General features: G+C 65.6%; 9 protein-coding genes. 6 read left to right on the top strand and 3 right to left on the bottom strand.

Annotation, left to right across the window (positions count from 1 at the left end):
• Positions 1-184 precede the first annotated feature (184 nt).
• Together C0J29_RS25555 and C0J29_RS25550 are read left to right on the top strand one after the other, a co-directional pair.
• Positions 185-1,222, top strand: a complete 1,038-nt coding sequence (locus C0J29_RS25555; RefSeq protein WP_120793954.1) for an AurF N-oxygenase family protein — start codon at positions 185-187, stop codon at positions 1,220-1,222.
• A 19-nt stretch (positions 1,223-1,241) separates the two neighbouring features.
• Positions 1,242-2,933 carry an FAD-dependent oxidoreductase gene (locus C0J29_RS25550; protein ID WP_120793953.1) on the top strand — a complete coding sequence of 564 codons (1,692 nt, stop codon included), beginning with the start codon at positions 1,242-1,244 and terminating at the stop codon, positions 2,931-2,933.
• Here the strand turns inward: C0J29_RS25550 and C0J29_RS25545 are convergent.
• Positions 2,930-3,388, bottom strand: coding sequence for a VOC family protein (locus C0J29_RS25545; protein ID WP_120793952.1), 459 nt, complete (start codon positions 3,386-3,388; stop codon positions 2,930-2,932). The two genes, C0J29_RS25550 and C0J29_RS25545, sit on opposite strands and share 4 nt — an antisense overlap.
• Positions 3,389-3,626: 238 nt before the next feature.
• Between C0J29_RS25545 and C0J29_RS25540 the strand changes: the two genes are divergently transcribed.
• Together C0J29_RS25540 and C0J29_RS25535 are read left to right on the top strand one after the other, a co-directional pair.
• Positions 3,627-4,232 (top strand): TetR/AcrR family transcriptional regulator, encoded by a 606-nt coding sequence (locus C0J29_RS25540; RefSeq protein WP_162951552.1) that lies wholly within the window; start codon positions 3,627-3,629, stop codon positions 4,230-4,232.
• 10 nt (positions 4,233-4,242) lie between these two features.
• Positions 4,243-4,986, top strand: coding sequence for a sterol desaturase family protein (locus C0J29_RS25535; RefSeq protein WP_065163615.1), 744 nt, complete (start codon positions 4,243-4,245; stop codon positions 4,984-4,986).
• Here C0J29_RS25535 and C0J29_RS25530 read toward each other — a convergent pair.
• A complete protein-coding gene (locus C0J29_RS25530; protein WP_120793950.1) occupies positions 4,973-6,094 on the bottom strand; it encodes a citrate synthase 2 in 1,122 nt (373 codons plus the stop codon). The two genes, C0J29_RS25535 and C0J29_RS25530, sit on opposite strands and share 14 nt — an antisense overlap.
• A gap of 106 nt (positions 6,095-6,200) precedes the next feature.
• On the opposite strand from C0J29_RS25530, the gene pdxH reads away from it, so the two are divergent.
• A complete protein-coding gene (gene pdxH, locus C0J29_RS25525; RefSeq protein WP_065049860.1) occupies positions 6,201-6,827 on the top strand; it encodes a pyridoxamine 5'-phosphate oxidase in 627 nt (208 codons plus the stop codon).
• A gap of 115 nt (positions 6,828-6,942) precedes the next feature.
• Positions 6,943-8,217 carry an MFS transporter gene (locus tag C0J29_RS25520; protein ID WP_120793949.1) on the top strand — a complete coding sequence of 425 codons (1,275 nt, stop codon included), beginning with the start codon at positions 6,943-6,945 and terminating at the stop codon, positions 8,215-8,217.
• Here the strand turns inward: C0J29_RS25520 and C0J29_RS25515 are convergent.
• Positions 8,177-18,109, bottom strand: a complete 9,933-nt coding sequence (locus C0J29_RS25515; RefSeq protein ID WP_277950753.1) for a BTAD domain-containing putative transcriptional regulator — start codon at positions 18,107-18,109, stop codon at positions 8,177-8,179. The genes C0J29_RS25520 and C0J29_RS25515 overlap by 41 nt on opposite strands.
• Between the last annotated feature and the right edge of the window lie 55 nt (positions 18,110-18,164).

Here is an 18,164-nt window from a genome sequence, read left to right as displayed (position 1 = left end):
CCGGCGACCGGAAACCAAGCGGTCGGGATAATGCCTGGTCGCGACCGGGTGTGTGAGCCAGGACACACTCGATGTTCGATGCGGCGTGGGCCACAGCCCGCGGAACCGCCCTGGATAATTCCCAGTACCGGCGGTACCGTGTTCTTCATTCGTCCGGATCTCAACCTCGCTGGGGAGGCTTCTGATGGTTGCTACGACTGCCAGGACGCGCATTGTTCGACGTTGGCGCCGCAACATGGAGGTGCGGGACGACGCGGAGTACGTGGAAATGCTTGCCACACTGTCCGAGGGGTCTGTGCGGCGCAATTTCAACCCGTACACCGATATCGATTGGGAGTCACCGGAATTCGCTGTCACCGACAACGATCCCCGGTGGATCCTCCCGACGACCGATCCGCTCGGCCGGCACCCGTGGTATCAGGCGCAGCCTGAAGAGAAGAAGATCAAGATCGGGATGTGGCGGCAGGCCAACGTGGCCAAGGTGGGCCTGCACTTCGAGTCCATCCTGATCCGCGGGCTGATGAACTACACCTTCTGGGTGCCCAACGGATCACCCGAATACCGCTACTGCCTGCACGAATCGGTCGAAGAGTGCAACCACACCATGATGTTCCAGGAGATGGTGAACCGGGTGGGCGCCGACGTCCCGGGGATGCCCCGACGGCTGCGCTGGATCTCACCACTGGTCCCACTGGTGGCAGGTCCGTTGCCGGTGGCGTTCTTCATCGGGGTGCTGGCCGGTGAGGAGCCGATCGACCACACCCAGAAGCAGGTGCTGCGGGAGGGCAAGGCGCTGCACCCGGTCATGGAACGGGTAATGGCCATTCACGTGGCCGAGGAAGCCCGCCATATCTCGTTCGCTCATGAGTTCCTGCGCCGCCGGCTGCCGAATCTGAACCGCCGCCAACGCTTCTGGACTTCGTTGTTCTTCCCGCTGACCATGCGGACGTTGTGCAACGCGATCCTGATCCCGCCGAAGGCCTTCTGGCAGGAGTTCGACATTCCGCGCTCAGTCAAGAAGGAACTGTTCTTCCGGTCGCCCGAATCGCGGAAGTGGTTGCGCGACATGTTCGCCGACGTCCGGATGCTGGCTTACGACACCGGGTTGATGGAAAACCGTTCGGCGCGGCTCATGTGGCGGATCTGCAGGATCAACGGCAAGCCTTCGCGCTACCGCAGTGAGCCGCAGCGCCAGCACCTGGCCACCGTGCCGGCTGCCTGATCAGTCTGCGAGTTGCCTTATGCCGCACGTTATTACTCAGTCGTGCTGCAATGACGGGTCCTGTGTCTTCGCATGCCCGGTCAATTGCATTCACCCGTCCCCGGACGAGCCAGGCTATGCGACGTCGGAGATGCTCTACATCGACCCGGTGGCGTGTGTGGACTGCGGTGCCTGCGTCAGCGCCTGCCCGGTCGGCGCCATCGTCCCGCACAGCAAGCTGGATGCGGCCCAACTGCCGTTCGTGGAGATCAACGCGTCGTTCTATCCGGACCGGCCCGCCGACGTGAAGTTGCCGCCGACATCGAAGCTGGCGCCGGTGATTCCGGCCGCACAGGTGCGCACCCGACGACGGCCACTGACGGTCGCCATCGTCGGATCGGGTCCGGCGGCGATGTACGCCGCGGACGAACTTCTCGTGCAACAGGGTGTACGGGTCAACGTCTTCGAAAAGTTGCCCACTCCTTTCGGTCTCGTGCGTGCCGGGGTGGCGCCTGATCACCAGCACACCAAGCACGTGACCCGGTTGTTCGATCGGGTGACCGAGCACCGCCGCTTCAACTTCTATCTGAACATCGAAGTCGGTCGGCACGTCAGCCACGCCGAATTGCTGGCGCACCACCATGCCGTGCTGTACGCGGTCGGCGCACCTGACGACCGTCGGCTCGACATCGAAGGAATGGGACTGCCGGGTACCGGCACCGCCACCGAGTTGGTCGCGTGGATCAACGGCCATCCCCAATATGCGACCCTGCCAATCGATCTCAGCCACGAGCGGGTGGTGGTCATCGGCAACGGCAACGTCGCGCTCGATGTGGCGCGGGTTCTCACTGCCGACCCGGACGAGTTGGCCCGCACCGACATCGCCGACCACGCCTTGAGGGCCTTCCGGAAGTCGGCTGTCCGCGAGGTGGTGGTCGCGGCCCGTCGTGGACCGGCCCACTCCGCGTTCACCCTGCCCGAACTGATCGGGCTCACCAGCGCCCGCGAGGTCGTTCTCGACCCCGAGGACCAGCGCTGGGTGCATGCGGATCTGGCCTCCGTCTCGGATCCGTTGACCAGACACAAGCTGGAAGTGCTGAGCGGATTGGGCGACGGCTCGGCACCGGCGTCGCGGCCGCGCATCCGGTTGGCCTACGGTCTGACGCCGCAACGTGTCGCCGGTGAGCGCCGGGCCGCCGGAGTCGAGTTCTCGGTCACCGCCACCGGCGCGCCCCGGCACCTCGAGGCGGGACTGGTTCTGACGTCAATCGGCTACCGCGGCAAGCTTATTCGCGACCTGCCGTTCGACGAAGCGGCGGCCGTCGTGCCCAACGACGGCGGACGGGTGGTGGACCCCGGCACGGGCCTGCCGGTCGCCGGCGCCTACGCCGCGGGCTGGATCAAGCGAGGTCCGACCGGCTTCATCGGCACCAACAAGTCCTGCTCGTTCCAGACGGTGCAGGCGCTGGTGGCCGACTTCAACGCCGGGAAACTGACCGATCCGGCGGCCGGTCCGACGGCGCTTGCCGAGCTGGTGGCCGCACGCCAGCCTGACCTCGTCGACTCCGCGGGATGGCGAGCGATCGATGCCGCCGAGGTGGCGCGCGGCACGGTCGATGGCCGCCCCCGCCGCAAGTTCACGGACGTCGCCGACATGCTCGCCGCTGCGGCCGCCGCGCCGCAGGAGCCGTCCCGGGGACGGCGCCTGCTGGCCCGGTTGCGCTCGTCTTAGCTGGTTGCCCCGGCGGACATCTGTGCCTTGATCTCCTCCACGCTGACCTCGCGAACCGGTTGGCCCAGCGACCAGTTGTGCCCGAACGGATCGGCGACGACGCCGTAGCGGTCTCCCCAGAACTGGTCTTCCAGCGGCATCACCACGGTGGCACCCGCGTCGAGCGCGCGCTGGAACTTGGCTTCGACATCGGTGACCGTGAGGTGCATGGTGACGGGCGTGCCGCCCAACGACTTCGGGGTCATCGACTGGCCGTCACACATTTCCGGGAAGTCGTCGTTGAGCATCACCGTCGAGCCGTTGATCTGGACGGCGGCGTGAATCAGCCGGCCGTCCGGGCCGGGAATGCGTGCCAGTTCCACGCCGTCGAACGCTTTGACGTAGAAGTCGATTGCGGCAGCGGCGTCGTCGACGACAAGATGCGGGATCACTGCAGGTTCGACTTTGATGGCCATGGGTCACTCCTAGGGTTGTGGGTATCGCCCGCCCGGGCTCACACGTACTGACCAACCCAGTCGGCAATTCTCATCGCGAACCGTAACCCGGGGCTCCGACAGGACGCCGGCAGCGACCGGAGGAGGCGCCGCAAGGTCATTCTTGCTCACTGATACTGCTGCTGATACAGTCGTCTCATCCCAAAGTGAGACAGCTGTAGCAGCAACTGTCTCGTCACCGCTTACAAAGGACGACCGCGTGGGCCCCACAACGTTCACGATTCACCGCACGCTGGATGCGCGTCAGCGAGACGTGCGCGAGCGTCTGCTCGTAGCTGCTCGCCAGCTGATTCGTGAGCACGGCCACGAAACCGTGGGTATGGAGCAGATCGCCAACACCGCGGGCGTTTCCAGGGCGACCACCTACCGCTACTTCGCGTCCAAGGAACATGTGGTGTGCGAGGCCGCGCTGGCCTGGGGTCACGATGTGGCGCAACGCATTCCGCAGGCGATCGCGGCGACCGCGGCGCCGGCCAACGCCATTGACGTCGCGATCGAGCAGGTGGTCCGGGAAGCGGCATCGGACCTGCCGATGGTGCGGGCCACCATGGCCTCGGTGCTGGCGCAGGGTCCGGTCGCTGACGAATTCCGTCTGGGTGTTCGGCAGATGTTTCTGGACCTGCTGGGCGGCGCCGTCGAAGACGTTCCGTCGTCGCTGTCACTCGACCCGGCGATGACCGTGCTCGGGCGGGTGTTCTTCGCCGACCTGGCGCTGCTCGGAGTCGGCGACATCACCGTCGAGCAGTGCATCACCGAACTACGACTCGCCGCCTGGCGCCTGCTGATCGACACCTCACACGAGTAGGAGCGACACCATGAATCACACCGCGCTGCAGCCTATTTGGGACTGGATGTTGCGTAACCTGGGTGTCGGATTCTTCGAATTCCCGTTGTACTTCCTGCCGGTGGTGGTCGCGGTCGTGCTGGTGACCGGGGTCGTATATTCGATCTTCGACGTCGTCGTCTATCAGCGAATCTCGGCCAAAGCGGCAACCAAGCTGGGATTGCGAATCATGTCGACCTACGTGGGTGCGGCGGTGGCGTTCTTCGTCCTACACCGCATATTCCATCCCTGGATCAACGAAGTCCCCACGGCGGCGCCAACTTTGATCGCCTTCGTCACCCAGCTCGGGTGCTTCATGGTGATCGGGGAGTTCCTCACCTATTGGTGGCACCGACTCGAGCATGGCAACCGGTTCGTATTCCAGAAGGTGCATTACTTGCACCACCGGGTGCAATCACCGCTGACCATCTGGACCAACTTCGTTGTGCACCCGGTCGAGGGCCTGATGGTGATGCTGTGCCTGTACGTTCCGCCGTTGGTGTTCGGGGCACACCCGATGATCGTGGTCGCCTACGCCGTGGCAAACACCACCGCCATGGTGATCACACACAGTGGCTACGACATGACGTTCTATCCCCGTTGGCTGCTGCCAGCAGCGTCCGGACACGAACTGCATCACTCCGAAAAGCGTCCCACCAACCTGTCGGTCGTTATGACATACGGCGACAAGCTCTTTGGTACATACAAGAGGCCGGCTGCCGTTATGCAGTCGTGAGCACCCGGTCCCAGCCCTGGACCGATTCCGGACTGCGCGGCCCAGGACCCACGTAGATCGCCGACGGGCGCACCAATTTGCCCAGCCGCTTCTGCTCGAGGATGTGGGCACACCATCCGGCGGTGCGCCCACAGGTGAACATCGCGGGCATCATGTTGGCCGGCACTTCGGCGAAGTCCAGGATGACCGCTGCCCAGAACTCGACGTTGGTCTCGATCGCGCGGTCCGGCCGGCGCTCCCGCAACTCGGCCAGCGCTGCCTGCTCGAGGGCGACCGCAACCTCGTAACGAGGGGCTTTCAGGCGTTCGGCAGTGGCGCGCAGCACCCGCGCCCGCGGGTCCTCGGCCCGATACACCCGGTGCCCGAAACCCATCAGCTTTTCGCGGCGGTCCAGGATGCCCTTGACCAGGCCACGGGCGTCATCGGTGCGCTCGACCTCTTCGATCATCGGCAACACGCGGGCCGGCGCCCCACCGTGCAGGGGGCCGCTCATCGCCCCGATCGCGCCGGACAGCGCCGCGGCCACATCCGCGCCGGTTGACGCGATCACCCGGGCCGTGAACGTCGAGGCGTTCAGGCCGTGTTCAGCGGCTGAAACCCAGTAGGCATCGATCGCCTCGACGTGCCTGGGATCCGGCTCGCCCTGCCAGCGGGTCATGAAACGTGCTGTGACAGTCGAGCATTCGTCTATCACGCTCTGCGGCACTGCCGGCTGGTAGATGCCGCGCGCCGATTGCGCGACGTAGGACAGGGCCATGACCGAGGCCCGGGCCAGCTGGTCGCGCGCGACGGATTCTTCGGTGTCCAGCAGCGGCTGGTATCCCCAGATCGGCGCCAGCATCGCGAGGCCGGCCTGCACGTCGACCCGCACGTCGCCGGTGTGGATCGGCAAGGGGAACGGCTCCGCGGGCGGCAACCCACGGCCGAACTCGCCGTCGACCAGCAGCGCCCAGACGTCGCCGAACGTGACCTGCTGGCTCACCAGATCCTGGATGTCCACGCCGCGGTAGCGCAGCGCGCCGCCGTCTTTGTCGGGTTCGGCGATTTCGGTGGTGAAGGCCACGACGCCTTCCAGGCCTGGGACAAAATCCTCCGGAACCACAGTCATGTGCCAAATTCTCGCACCTCTGTCCGCGCCGCTTACTACCGGCCGGTAACTGCCGCCGAGTAGCGTTGGGGCGGTGACCGAAACTCATGGGCAGCACCTGGCCGGGATGCGGGTGGAGTACGGGTCCGTCGAGAAGGACGGCAGTCCGGACCTCGATGCGGACTGGCTCAGCGACGGGTGGCTTGCGTTGTTCCGCAGGTGGATTGACGACGCGCAGGCCGCCGGCATCGCCGAACCGAACGCCATGGTGGTGGCGACCGTCGCTGAGGGCAGGCCCGTCAGCCGGTCGGTGCTGTGCAAGAGCGCCGATGAGGCGGGGATCACGTTCTACACCAACTACGACTCGGCCAAAGGTCTCGATCTGGCGGCGACGCCGTACGCGTCGGCGACGTTCCCCTGGTACCTGCTCGGCAGGCAGATCCACATCCGGGGCGCGGTGAGCAAGGTCGACCCGCGGGACACCGAGGAGTACTGGTCCAAGCGGCCGCGGGGTTCGCAGCTGGGGGCGTGGGCTTCACGCCAGTCGCAGCCCGTTGCGTCGCGCGCGGCACTGCTCGAGCAGCTCGCCGAGGTGACCGCCCGGTTCGCCGGCACCGAGCAGATCCCGGTGCCGCCGAACTGGGGCGGATACCTGATCGCCCCCGAAGTCGTCGAGTTCTGGCAGGGCCGGGAAAACCGGCTGCACAACCGGATTCGGGTGATCGACGGCCAGGTCGAGCGGCTGCAGCCCTAGTTCGTGCCTGGCTCGCCCAGCGTGACGTGAAGGCGACATTTCGCGACGAATCTCACCCTGGTGTCACGTTCGCCGCACGTTTATGCCTTAACGGTTGCGGCTACGCTCGGCGACGATGCCCCTCTTCGCGGACACGACGCCGCTGCGCACCGCCGACTTTCGCAGACTCTGGGCGGCCGGCATTCCTACCGTCATCGGCGCCAACCTGACAATCTTCGCAGTCCCCGTGCAGATCTATGCACTGACGCGAAACTCCGCATACGTCGGGCTGGCCGGACTGTTCGCGTTGGTGCCGCTGGTGGTGTTCGGTCTGCTCGGCGGCGCCTGGTCAGATGCCATGGATCGGCGGCTGTTGTTGATCCTCTCCTCATGCGGACTGGCGGTGGGGTCGCTGTTGTTGTGGCTGCAGGCGGCGTTGTCCCTGAACAGCGTGTGGGTGGTCCTCTGTCTGCTGGCGCTGCAGCAGGGGTTTTTCGCGATCAACTCGCCCGCCCGGTCCGCGGCGATCCCGCGGATGTTGCCGGGGGAGCAGTTGCCCGCAGCCAACGCGCTGAACATGACCGTCAGTCAGTTCGGGGCGATCGTCGGCCCGCTGTTGGCAGGGCTGCTGCTGAACTGGGTCGACCTGTCCACGCTGTACTTGATCGACGCGCTGGCCTGCACGGCGCCGATCTGGGCGACCTTTCGACTCTCGCCGATGCCGGCGCTGGAACCACCCGGGACGGCGGGTTGGGGGATCGGCGCGGTACTCGACGGTTTCCGCTACCTGGCCGGCAACACGGTGGTGCTGATGTCGTTCGTCGTCGACCTGATCGCCATGATTTTCGGGATGCCGCGCGCGCTGTTTCCGCAGATCGCTCACGAAAGCTTCGGCGGTCCGATCGAGGGCGGCTCGGCGATGGCGCTGTTGGCCGCGGCCATCTCAGCCGGGGCGGTGGCCGGGGGTGTGTTCTCCGGCTGGTTGCCCCGGATTCGGCGCCAGGGCACGACGATAGTCGCATCGATCGTCGTGTGGGGGCTGGCGATGGTCGGCTTCGGGTTGGTCTGCGGGATGGCGCACGGGCGGGCGGGCCCGATGTTGTGGGCGGCAGTGACGTTCTTGGCCGTCGGCGGTGCGGCGGACATGGTGTCGGCGGCATTCCGGCAGACGATCCTGCAGGAGGCGGCCTCCGCCGAGTTGGTGGGGCGTTTGCAGGGGGTGTTCACCGTGGTGGTGGGCGGAGGGCCGCGGCTGGCTGACACGCTGCACGGAGCCGCGGCGGCTGCGGTGGGAACGACGGCGGCCGCGGCGGGCGGCGGCGCGCTGGTGGTAGCGGGTGTGCTGATCGCGGCGCTGGTGGTTCCGGTGTTCATTCGGTACCGGGCGCCGAGTCCTTGCCTTGAACCGTGAGCTCGTCGAACCGCGCGAGCGCGGCGTCGAGGTCGGCTTCGTCGAAGATTTCGCAGCGGCTGATGTGGTCTCCGTCGACCGTGACGAGATAGGTGATCCGCCACTCGGCGTGGAAGCCTTCCGGCGAGGTGCCCTGCGCCACATAGCTGGCGACGGCTCCCAGATGCGTAAGTCGATGCACCGACTCGATCCGGATGCTGACGTCGGGCATCAGATCCCAGGTGACTTCGATGTCGCCGATCAGATTGCCGGTAGCCATCTTTAGCAGCCGCCGGTGGTCGACGGTGACGAACTCTGTTGCGGGAAGTTCATGCCGGTTGAACGCGGCGCATTCCCGGCTGATGACCGACCAGGTGTGCGCGCACGGCCCCGCCTCGCCGGCCAGGTAACGCGCGTCCAGCTCGGCGAACGCAGCGTCGATATCGTCGACGTCGAAAGAGACGACACCCGTCACCAGGTGGTCGGCGTTGACCTCCACAACGCCGATCATTTCTGCGTAAAAGGCCGCCGGCCGTTGGTCATTCGGCGCCAGACGAGATCTTGCAAGAACGAGGCGCTCACCGCGGGTCGCGAGGAAGGTCGACGTCACCTGCTTGGTGCCGACGCTTGCAGCGGCTTGCAACCCTTGAATTTCAGCAGCCCGACCGTGCCGGATCCCGGCGCCGATCACCCGTCGGCGGTCATCGGTGTAGATGTCTTCGGCCAATTCGTCGGCCAACGCGACCCAGTTGCGGGCCGCGAAATGCGCCTGCAGGCATTGCAACGCTTGGGTTGCCGCGTTCTGAAGCGGCGGCGGTTGCGACTGCAGCTCGTCGAAGCGAGCCACGGCCGCATCGGTATCGGCACCGGAGAAGACCTCGCAGCGACTGATGCGGTGACCATCGAAGGTGTAAACACCAATCTCCCGCCACTCGGCTTCCAGGCCCTCGCGTGATGTCGCGTATGCGACGTGTGTGACGACAGCTCCCGCCGCACTCAGTCGATGCACCGCCTCGACGCGGATCACGGCCTCGGGGGCCAGATCCCACGCGGCCCGAATCCACCGGCCCAGGTCACCGTCCTCGATTGCTACCAGCGGGCGATGGTCGATGTTGATCCAGTCAGGTGTTGTGGCGGGAAGTTCATGCCGATTGAGCGCGGAGTAGACGCTCATCACCACGGACCACGTCGCTGAATTTTCGACCGCTTCGCCAGCCAGGTAGCGCGCGTCGAGTTCCGCGAAGGCCGCATCGATGTCGTCAAAGTCGAAAACCACCGCGGACACGATCTGGCTGTTGGCGACCTCGACCACCTGGAGTACATCGACCCGAACTTTCTCAGGGTCGCCACCGGAGCCGAGAAACCGTGTCAGAACCAGGCTTTCACCTCGTACCGCAACTGATTCCCAGCTGACGCTCGTCAGCAATCCCAACTCAGCGGATACCCGCAAGTCTTCGATCGCCGCGGATCGACCTGGTCGTACCCCGGCGTTCACCACCCGACGGCGGTCGTCGTTGTAGTAGTCCTCGGCGAATACCTGTGCTACGGCGTCCCAGTCATGAGCGGTGAAGCTGTCCGCAAAGCGCTGCGCCACCCGGCTTGCCGCATTCTGCAGCCGCGGGGGGCGCAATTCGTCGAATCGCTTGATCGCGCAGTCGAAATCGACCTCGTCGAAGAGCTCGCAGCGATTGATCAGGCCACCTTCGACGCTGATCACGTCGATCCCGCGCCACTCTGCATCGAAGCCTTCCGTCGATGTCCCGCGAACAACACGGGTGACGACTGCTCCAAAGTCGGTCAGCCGATGCACCGCCTCGATATGCACACCAGATCGGGGCGACTGCTCCCAGGTCGCACGCAGGTATGCCGTCAGCTCACCGTTTGGCAGCGGAACCAGTCGGCGGTGGTCGATGCTGATCCAGTCGGGCGTTGTGCGCGGTAGCCTGCGCTGATTCAGTGCTCTGTATGAAGCGGCGACGACCGCCCACGCCTGCCCGTGAGGTGCGGCTTCACCGTTGAGGAAACGAGCGTCGAGTTCTTCGATGGCGGAGTCGAAGTCGTCGCAATCGAACGAGACTGCCGCGACGATCCGCTGTTTGTGGTCGATTTCGCCGACCCCGAGCACCTCAGACCGATATGTCAGATGTTCTGACTGGCGCATCTGGTAGCTGGCCCTCATCAGTGCGAGACGGTTGCCCCGGGTTGCGATGGTGGTGCACGTCAAGTCCATGTCAGAGAGTCCGGCTATTGTTCGCAGATCTGTCATCAAGGCGGGCTTGCCTTTTCGAACTCCTGCTCCGACCACTCGGCGGCGGTCATCGGTGCAGATGTCATCCGACAATATCGTTTCCATGCCGTCACAGTTGCCGTCCGCGATGTGCGCCAAGTAGCGCCGCGCCAGTTGGCTCGCCGTGTTCTCCAACTGGGGCCGGCTGAGTTGTTCGAATATCGCTAGTGCGGCGTCAAGTTCACCCTCGCCAAAGATCTCACATCGGTTTAACAACGCGCCTGCGAACGTTACGAGGGCGATCGCACGCCACTCCGCATCGAAGCCCTCGCGGGAGGTTTCGTTTGCCGCGTAGGTGACGACTGCTCCAAGCTCGTTCAGCTGATGGACAGCCTCGACATAGGTGATGATGTCCTGAGGGAAATCCCCTCCGGCGCGGAGGTATGCGATGAGATCGCTGAACCCAAAGGCTGATTGGCCTCGGTGATCGACATTGAGACAGTCCGATGTGGTCAATGGAAGCTCATGCCGATTGAGGGCGGCGTAACTGCCTGTTACGAGCGACCAGATGGCAGCATGTGGCGCACCTCCACCGTTGCGGAAACGAGCGTCGAGTACTTCAATGGCGGAGTCGAAGTCGTCGCAGTCGAACGAAATGATCGCGACGATCTGCTCGGCGGCGTTGATCTCGACGACTCCGAGCAGTTCTGTGATAAATGCCTCTGGTGTTCGCATGGGATCCGAAAAACGAGCACGCATGAGGGCAAGGTGTTCCCCGCGGGTGGCTACGACAGCGGACGTCTGGCTCGCAACCCAGAGGTCAGCGGTCGCGCGCATGGCTGCGATCTGAGCCTCTCGGCTGAGCTGAATTCCCGAGCCCACTACCTTGCGCCGGTCGTCACCACGAAAATCGTCAGCCAGCGTCTTCGCCGTACCGTCCCAGTCTCGAGCGGCGTGGCATGCCGAGAAGCGCTGCGCTACTCGACTTGCCGAGTTGCCCAGAGTCAGCGGCGGACGCTGCAGCTCGTCGAACCTCGCTAAGGCGTTGCCGAGGTCGGACTCGTCGAACAGCTCACAGCGGCTTGACATGTCGCCTTCGACGGTCACCAATTCGACGGTCCGCCATTCCGCGTCGAAACCGTCCTGTGAAGTGCCGCGCGTCACGAAGGTCAAGACGGCTCCGACGTCGCTCAGTCGATGTACCGCCTCGACGTAGACCTTGACTTCGTCCTCGAGGTCCCATGCGGCGCGGATGTAGGCGGTCATCTCGCCGGAGGCGAACGCTGCTCCTTGGCGGTGGTCCACATTCGCCCAGTTCGGGGTTGTCGGTGGAAGTTCGCGCCGGTTGATTGCGCCGAAGCCTGCTGCGATCACCGACCAGGTGCGCGCGTGCGGCGCTGCTTCGACCGCGAGATAACGCTCGTCCAATTCCTCGATGGCGCTGTGGAAGTCGTCGATGCCGAATCCGGCATGGTATGTAACACGCTCGTCGGCGTCGATTTCAATGACGCTGAGCGCCTCGCTGTAGAAGGCGTCAGGCACCCGATCGTCACCCGAGTAGCGGGCTCGACACAAAGCCAGGTGATCCCCACGGGTGGCGATGGCAGTCGAGGAAATCTGCTTTGTGCCAAGGTCTGCGGCAGTGCACACTCCTTGGATCACCGCGTCGCGACCGCTGCGGACGCCCGCATTCGCCATGCGTCGACGGTCGTCGTCGATTACGTCCTCGGACAACATTTCCGCTATCGCTGCCCAGTCGCGGACCGCGAAGCATGCGTTGACGCGGTCGAAGGCCCGGCTTGCTATGTTGTCCGGCCGCAGCACCGGTCGGCTCAGTTCATCAAGTCTGGCGAGCGCGGCGTCGAGGTCGGCCTCATCGAATACTTCGCAGCGGTCGAGCATGTCGCCATCGAAGGTGAGGAGTGCGATCCCCCGCCATTCGGCGCGAAAGCCGCCTTGGGCGGTCTCTTCAGCCGCATACGTGATGACTGCACCGAGGTCGTTAAGCCTATGGGCCGCCTCGACATAAGCCTTGATTTCTTGGAGAGAGTCGCGTCCGGAGCCGACATGAGCGATGAGGTCACTGAATCCGAACGATGACTCGCCTCTGTGATCGATGTTCAAACAGTCGGGCGAGATTGATGGCAGCTCATGCCGGTTGAGAGCAGAGTAGCTACCCGTGACCAGTGACCATGTGTTCGCGTGGGCCACCGCCTCGCCGACCACGTACCGCTCGTCGAGTTCCTCGACGGCACTGAGGAAGTCCGCGTCGTCGAAGGCAACGTGGGTCATCACCTGCCGGTCGGCATTGATCTCGACGACGCTGAGGAACTCGATGCGGAATGGTTCAGGCTGCTGGTCTTGGCCGGACAAACATGTACGGCACAGCGCGAGATGCTCCCCGCGGCTCGCGACGACGGTGGACGTCAGCTGTCCGGTGCCGGTTTCGGCGACCGCCCGGCTGTTGGTGATCTGCGCATCCCGGCCGAGTCGTATTCCGGCGTTCACGGCGTGTCGACGGTCGTCGTCGATCATGTTCGGCGCCAGAACGTTTGACAGTGCGGTCCAGTCACCCGCCGAGTAGTGCAGGTTCACCTGGTGATAGGCGTGACTCGCCGCATTCTCCAACGGCCGGGCCGGGCCGCTGAGTTGATCAAATCGCGCGAGCGCGGCGTCGAGATCTTCTTCGTCGAACACCTCAGTGCGCTTCACCAGGTCGCGGTCCAGCGTCACGAGGCTCACGCCCCGCCACTCGGCGTCGAAGCCGTCGCGGGAAACGCCCCGCGCCACATGGGTGTAGACGGCGCCGATGTCGCTGAGCCGACGCACAACCTCAACGTAGGTTCGGATGTTCTGGTCGAGGTCCCACCCGGCACGGACGTAGTCGACCACCTCACCGGGCGGGTAGGCGGCGACCCGGCGGTGGTCGATGCTCACGAAGTCCGTTGTGGTTGATGGCAGCTCGTGCCGGTTGAGCGCCGCAACTCCTTGGGTGATGACCGACCAGGTACGTGCGTGAGCGGCGCCTTCACCTGCCAGGTACCGGGCATCGAGTTCTGCCATGGCGGCGTCGAAGTCATCGAGGTCGAAAGTGGTGCGCGTGACGACCTTGCCGTCGACGTCGAGTTCGAGGATATTGAGAACGACCGAATGGAAACCGTTGGCTTTCTCGCTGGGACCCGTGGTTCGTAGCCTGCTGAGGAACAATCGCTCGCCACGGGTCGCGATGACGTCGAAGGCCAAGTCGATTCCGACGTCGGCCAACGCCAAGATTTCAGCCATCACCTCATGCGGGCCATGTCTTAGGCCGGAATTGACCACTCGGCGACGATCCTCCGTCCGGATGTTGTCGGCGAGCAATTCGGCGACTGCGCCCCAGTCGCGTGCCGCATACAACACTTTGTATCGCTCATACAGGCGACTGGCCGCGTTTTCTGGGCGCCGCGGCTGATGCTCACCCAGCCGCGTGTACAAGGTGTCCAATTCCGCGATCGCCGCCTCGATGTCTTCGACGTCGAACCAGATCTGCAGCGTGATCAGGCCTTCCTCGTTGATGACGGCAAGGTGCAGCATCTCGTCCCGCGGAGCACCTGGACTCAAGTCTGCAGTCGCGAGCTCCAATCGCGTGATAGCACAACGCTCGCCACGTACCGCCACGGGCGCGTGCCGGTAGCGCACCATTCCGGCTTGCAGGAAATGTCCCATGTCCTGCGGCCAACGGCTAGACGGCACATCGATTCTCGGGAAGCCGACGATCTTGCGCCGACTCTCGACCGAGACATGCGAGGCGAGCAAGCGCTCGACCTCGCCCCAGGCTTGTCTATTGACCGCCTCGATCAGTAAGCCGCCCGTACGCACGCACTTGTTGACCGGTGCGACAGTAGATGCCTCGGAAGTGGCTGAGGGAGAGGGCGAGATCCGCACCCCGCCAAGCTCTCGCGCGATCTGAACCAAGGCATCAGCGCCTTTGCGTTCGTACAGTGCGGCCGCTTGCCCGGCAGCCGTTCGTGCCCCCACCGCATCGCCGGAAGCGTCCAGAACCGATGCCAGAGTCAGGCACGCATCCCCATGATCGACCAACAGGTCGGTCCGTGCGGCCAGGCTGACGGCCGCCTCGGCGACTTGCCGAGCCTCCTCGTGATCGTCGCCACGCGAAAGCAGTTGCGCCCGCAGCGTGCGCCAAGCGATCGAAGGCTTGAGCGCGTGCCCGGCGAGACGTTCGCTCTCCGAGCACAACTCGTCAGCCTCGGCGTCTCGCCCCAGAGCCAGGCAGGCCCGCCCCAGCAGTGCCGCGGTCTCGGCGGTGTCGGCATCCAGGCCCATCCGGCGAAAACCGTTGTACGACAGACGAAGATGTGTCTCTGAAGCAGCGGGCTCGGCAACGATCAGCTCGACGATGCCGGCAAACTGCTCTACTTCTGATATCGCGTGGCGCAGGCCGAGTTCGGTGACCGTGCGTCGGGCAGACTCGATCATCCGCCGGGCCGCGGGCGCGCGGCCCCGGAAAGCTTCCAGGACCGCCTGACACCGCATCGACGTGGCCTCGACGGCAGGGGAGTCGGTGGTGATCCGAAGTAGCCGAACGACGTCAAGACACCGGCCGCCGGCCCGTGGAACGGGATTGGGGCCCCACAGTGCGGCGAGCGGCGCGCCGGCCAGAACCGCGTTCACGCGGCGGTGATCACGGGCGCGCCGCGCCGCCGTCAGCGCGTCATCCAGGGCGGCTTCGCAGTCGCCGATGCGCCCTAGACGGGCCAGGCAGGAGGCCCGGACGGTGTGGGCCTTGGCTTCCCCACCGGCATCGTCCAATCCGGCCAGCTTGTCAGCAGCCGCACCCAACGCGATCTCGATTTCGTCCAACCGCTCCGGATGAGTAAGCATGGCCAGCTGCCCGTCGAAGCAGGTGGCCCATGCCGCCCATCGCTCGGAATCGACTGTCGAGGAGTGTAATTGGGTTACCGTGCCCGCCGCCGACGTCACGTCGCCAGCGGCCAGTAGCGCCTCGCAGCGAGCGAGCAGCAGTTCGGCCGTCTGATCGGGACGATCCGGCAGGTCCTCGTCTATCTCCTCGAGCGCATGCAGTGCCCGGCCGTAAAGTTCGGCGGCGCCCTCGTATCCGAGGCGGGCCATCGCCTGGTCCGCGGCGCGCCGGCAGTATTCGACGGCCTTGACCGCGTTGCCTGCCCAGGCGCATTCGAAATAGTGGTAGGCCAGTTCGGCAAGCAGCTCGTCGCCCGCACCCGGCCGGCTCTCCAGCGTCGCGGCGATGTGCTGGTGCAGGCGCATGCGACGCACGGACGCCAGTTCGGCCAGCAACGACTGCCGGACGATGGCGTGGTTGAACCGGTAGTGGCCACCGGGCTCCTCGATGACGATGCCGGCCTGGGCGGCTTCTTCGAACGCGTCGACGAGGTCTTGGTCCAGTACCCGCTCGACGAGCTCCACGGCGAACCTGCTGCCCACCACGGCCGCCGCGGCGAGGGCCTTGTTCGTCTCCTCCGGCAGCCGGGATAGGCGCCGGCTCACCGCTTCGCGCACTCCTTGCGGCAACGTGTTCGCATCCCAATGGCCGCCACTTTCGTCGACGTGGCGCAGCGCCTCGATGAGGAAGAACGGATTGCCGCCGGTGACCGACGCCAGTGCGCGGGCCAGGTCCTCATCGTCGTAACCCGACTCCGCGACGTAGCAGGTGACGTCGTCCTCGTCCAGACCGCCGAGGTTGAGACGGCTGGCGGTGCCGTCCCGGTGCAGGTCCGCGAGCATCGCCGCCAGGGGATGGGAGCGGTCGAGGTCGGTGCTGCGGTAGGTGCCGATGATCTGGACGCGCGCCTGATCGCCGAAGCGCAGTAGATGCCGCATCAGCAACAGGGTGGGCTTGGCGGCCCAGTGCAGGTCGTCGAGGATCAGCACGACGGGCGCGCCGGTGGCGGCCACCCTCAACATTGCGACGACGGCGTCGAACAGCGCGTAGCGCTCGGTGTCGGGGTCGGCGCGGGGCGGTGCGGTCAGGTCCGGCAACACATCGCAAAGACCGGGCACCAGCGGCAGCAACGCTTCCACTCCGCGCAACCCGCGAAGGCCGGCGGCGCCGAGAGCCGGCACCAGCGCACGCAAAGCTTCAGCGAACGGCTGGTAGGGCGCGCCGAGGTCCTCGTCGCAGCGCCCGTAGATCACGATGGCACCGTCGTCATACGCCTGCCGGGACCACTCGCCGGCCAATCGCGTTTTACCGACGCCGGGTTCGCCGGCAATCAGGACCGCGTTGGTGCTCCCGGCGAGCGCGGTCTGCCAGGCCGTGAAAAGACGCTGGACCTCGGTGCCGCGGCCCACGAACGGTCCGGGTCCGGTGAGCATCGCGGGCATGCCCGGCCGCTGCAGGGGGGCCGCGGCGGACTCCGGGGCGGGACGCTCGTCGGCGCTGGCCAGGCGGAGCTCGAAGACATGCTCCGGGCGCGCAAGGTTGCGCAGCTGGCGCACACCCAGGTCGCTGAGCACCACATCGTCGGGCAGCGAGTCGATGACCAGTTCGGCCGTCGCGCCCGAACACAGAATCTGACCACCCGCCGCAAGCGACCGGAGCCGGGCGGCGCGATTGACGGCCCGTCCGAAGTAATCGCCGTCGCGAAGCTCGACCTCGCCGGTGTGCAATGCCACCCGGATGCGCATCGGGTCCGCTAGCGACCACGGCTCGCGCGCGATTGCATCCTGCAGTTCGAGTGCTGCCGCGGCAGCGGCCGAAGGCCGGTCGAAAACCGAGAACGTGGCATCGCCCTCACCTCGCGTCTTGATCAACCGTCCGCCGCGGGATGTGACGATCTGTTCGGCGAGCTCGTCGTGGCGTGCCAGCGCTGTCGCCATCGCGACGGCGTCTGTTTCCCAAGCGGCGGTGGATCCCTCGATATCGGTCAGCAGGAACGTCACAGCCCGCATAATCGATGAAATGCTCTGTGCGGCAGGCGCATCCAGTGCCGCATCTTGGGCGATGATCGCCGTCTCCAGCCGGCGCAGTTCGGGTCCGGGTTCCACGCCCAGTTCCTCGGCGAGCAGCGTCCGCGCGCGCCGGAAAGCGCCGATCGCTTCGCCCTGCCGACCGGCGCGGTACAGGGCGAGCATCAGTTGGCCCCATCGCCGCTCACGCAGCGGCGCATCGGCCACCGCGGTTTCGAGTTCGCCGATGATCTCCGCGGCGCGTCCGGTCGCGAGCAGAGCCTCGGCGCGGTCCTCCACCAGCGCGGCATGGCCCTCGACCCAGCGTGTTCTTTCGGCGGACCCCCGCCGGGTCTCGGGCAGTTCGGGGACTCCGCGCCAGAGAGCGAGAGCTTCGTCGAAGCGGGCCACCGCCTGGCTGATGTCGCCGGCGGCCGCGGCATCGCGTCCCCGTCGGGCCGCGGCCCGGTACAACGAGGCATCCACCTCGGTTGCGGCCAGCCGCCATCCCGCCCCCTCGGTCAGGACCAAGCCGTCGCCCAGGGTGCGGCGCAGGGTGGAGACGTGGGTTTGCAAGGCCTTGTCTGCGGTGCGCGGCGGGTCGATGCCCCAGAGCAACTCGAGCAGCGTCTCGGCCGGTACCACCGAACCGTCGTGCAGGCCCAGCATGGTGAGGAGGGCGCGTGGTTTCGCGCCCGGAATGGTGACCGGCGCACCGGCCTGCCGAACGTGAAGTGGTCCCAGAACCCCCAGTTCCACGTCTTGGAGCGTAGTCACGTCTGTCATCGTCGAACAGGTGATTCAACGCGCGGTC

The organism is Mycobacterium paragordonae, from assembly GCF_003614435.1.
Lineage (GTDB): Bacteria > Actinomycetota > Actinomycetes > Mycobacteriales > Mycobacteriaceae > Mycobacterium > Mycobacterium paragordonae.
Note: the sequence above shows the minus strand (reverse complement) of the source record. Positions and strands in the feature narration are given on the sequence as shown.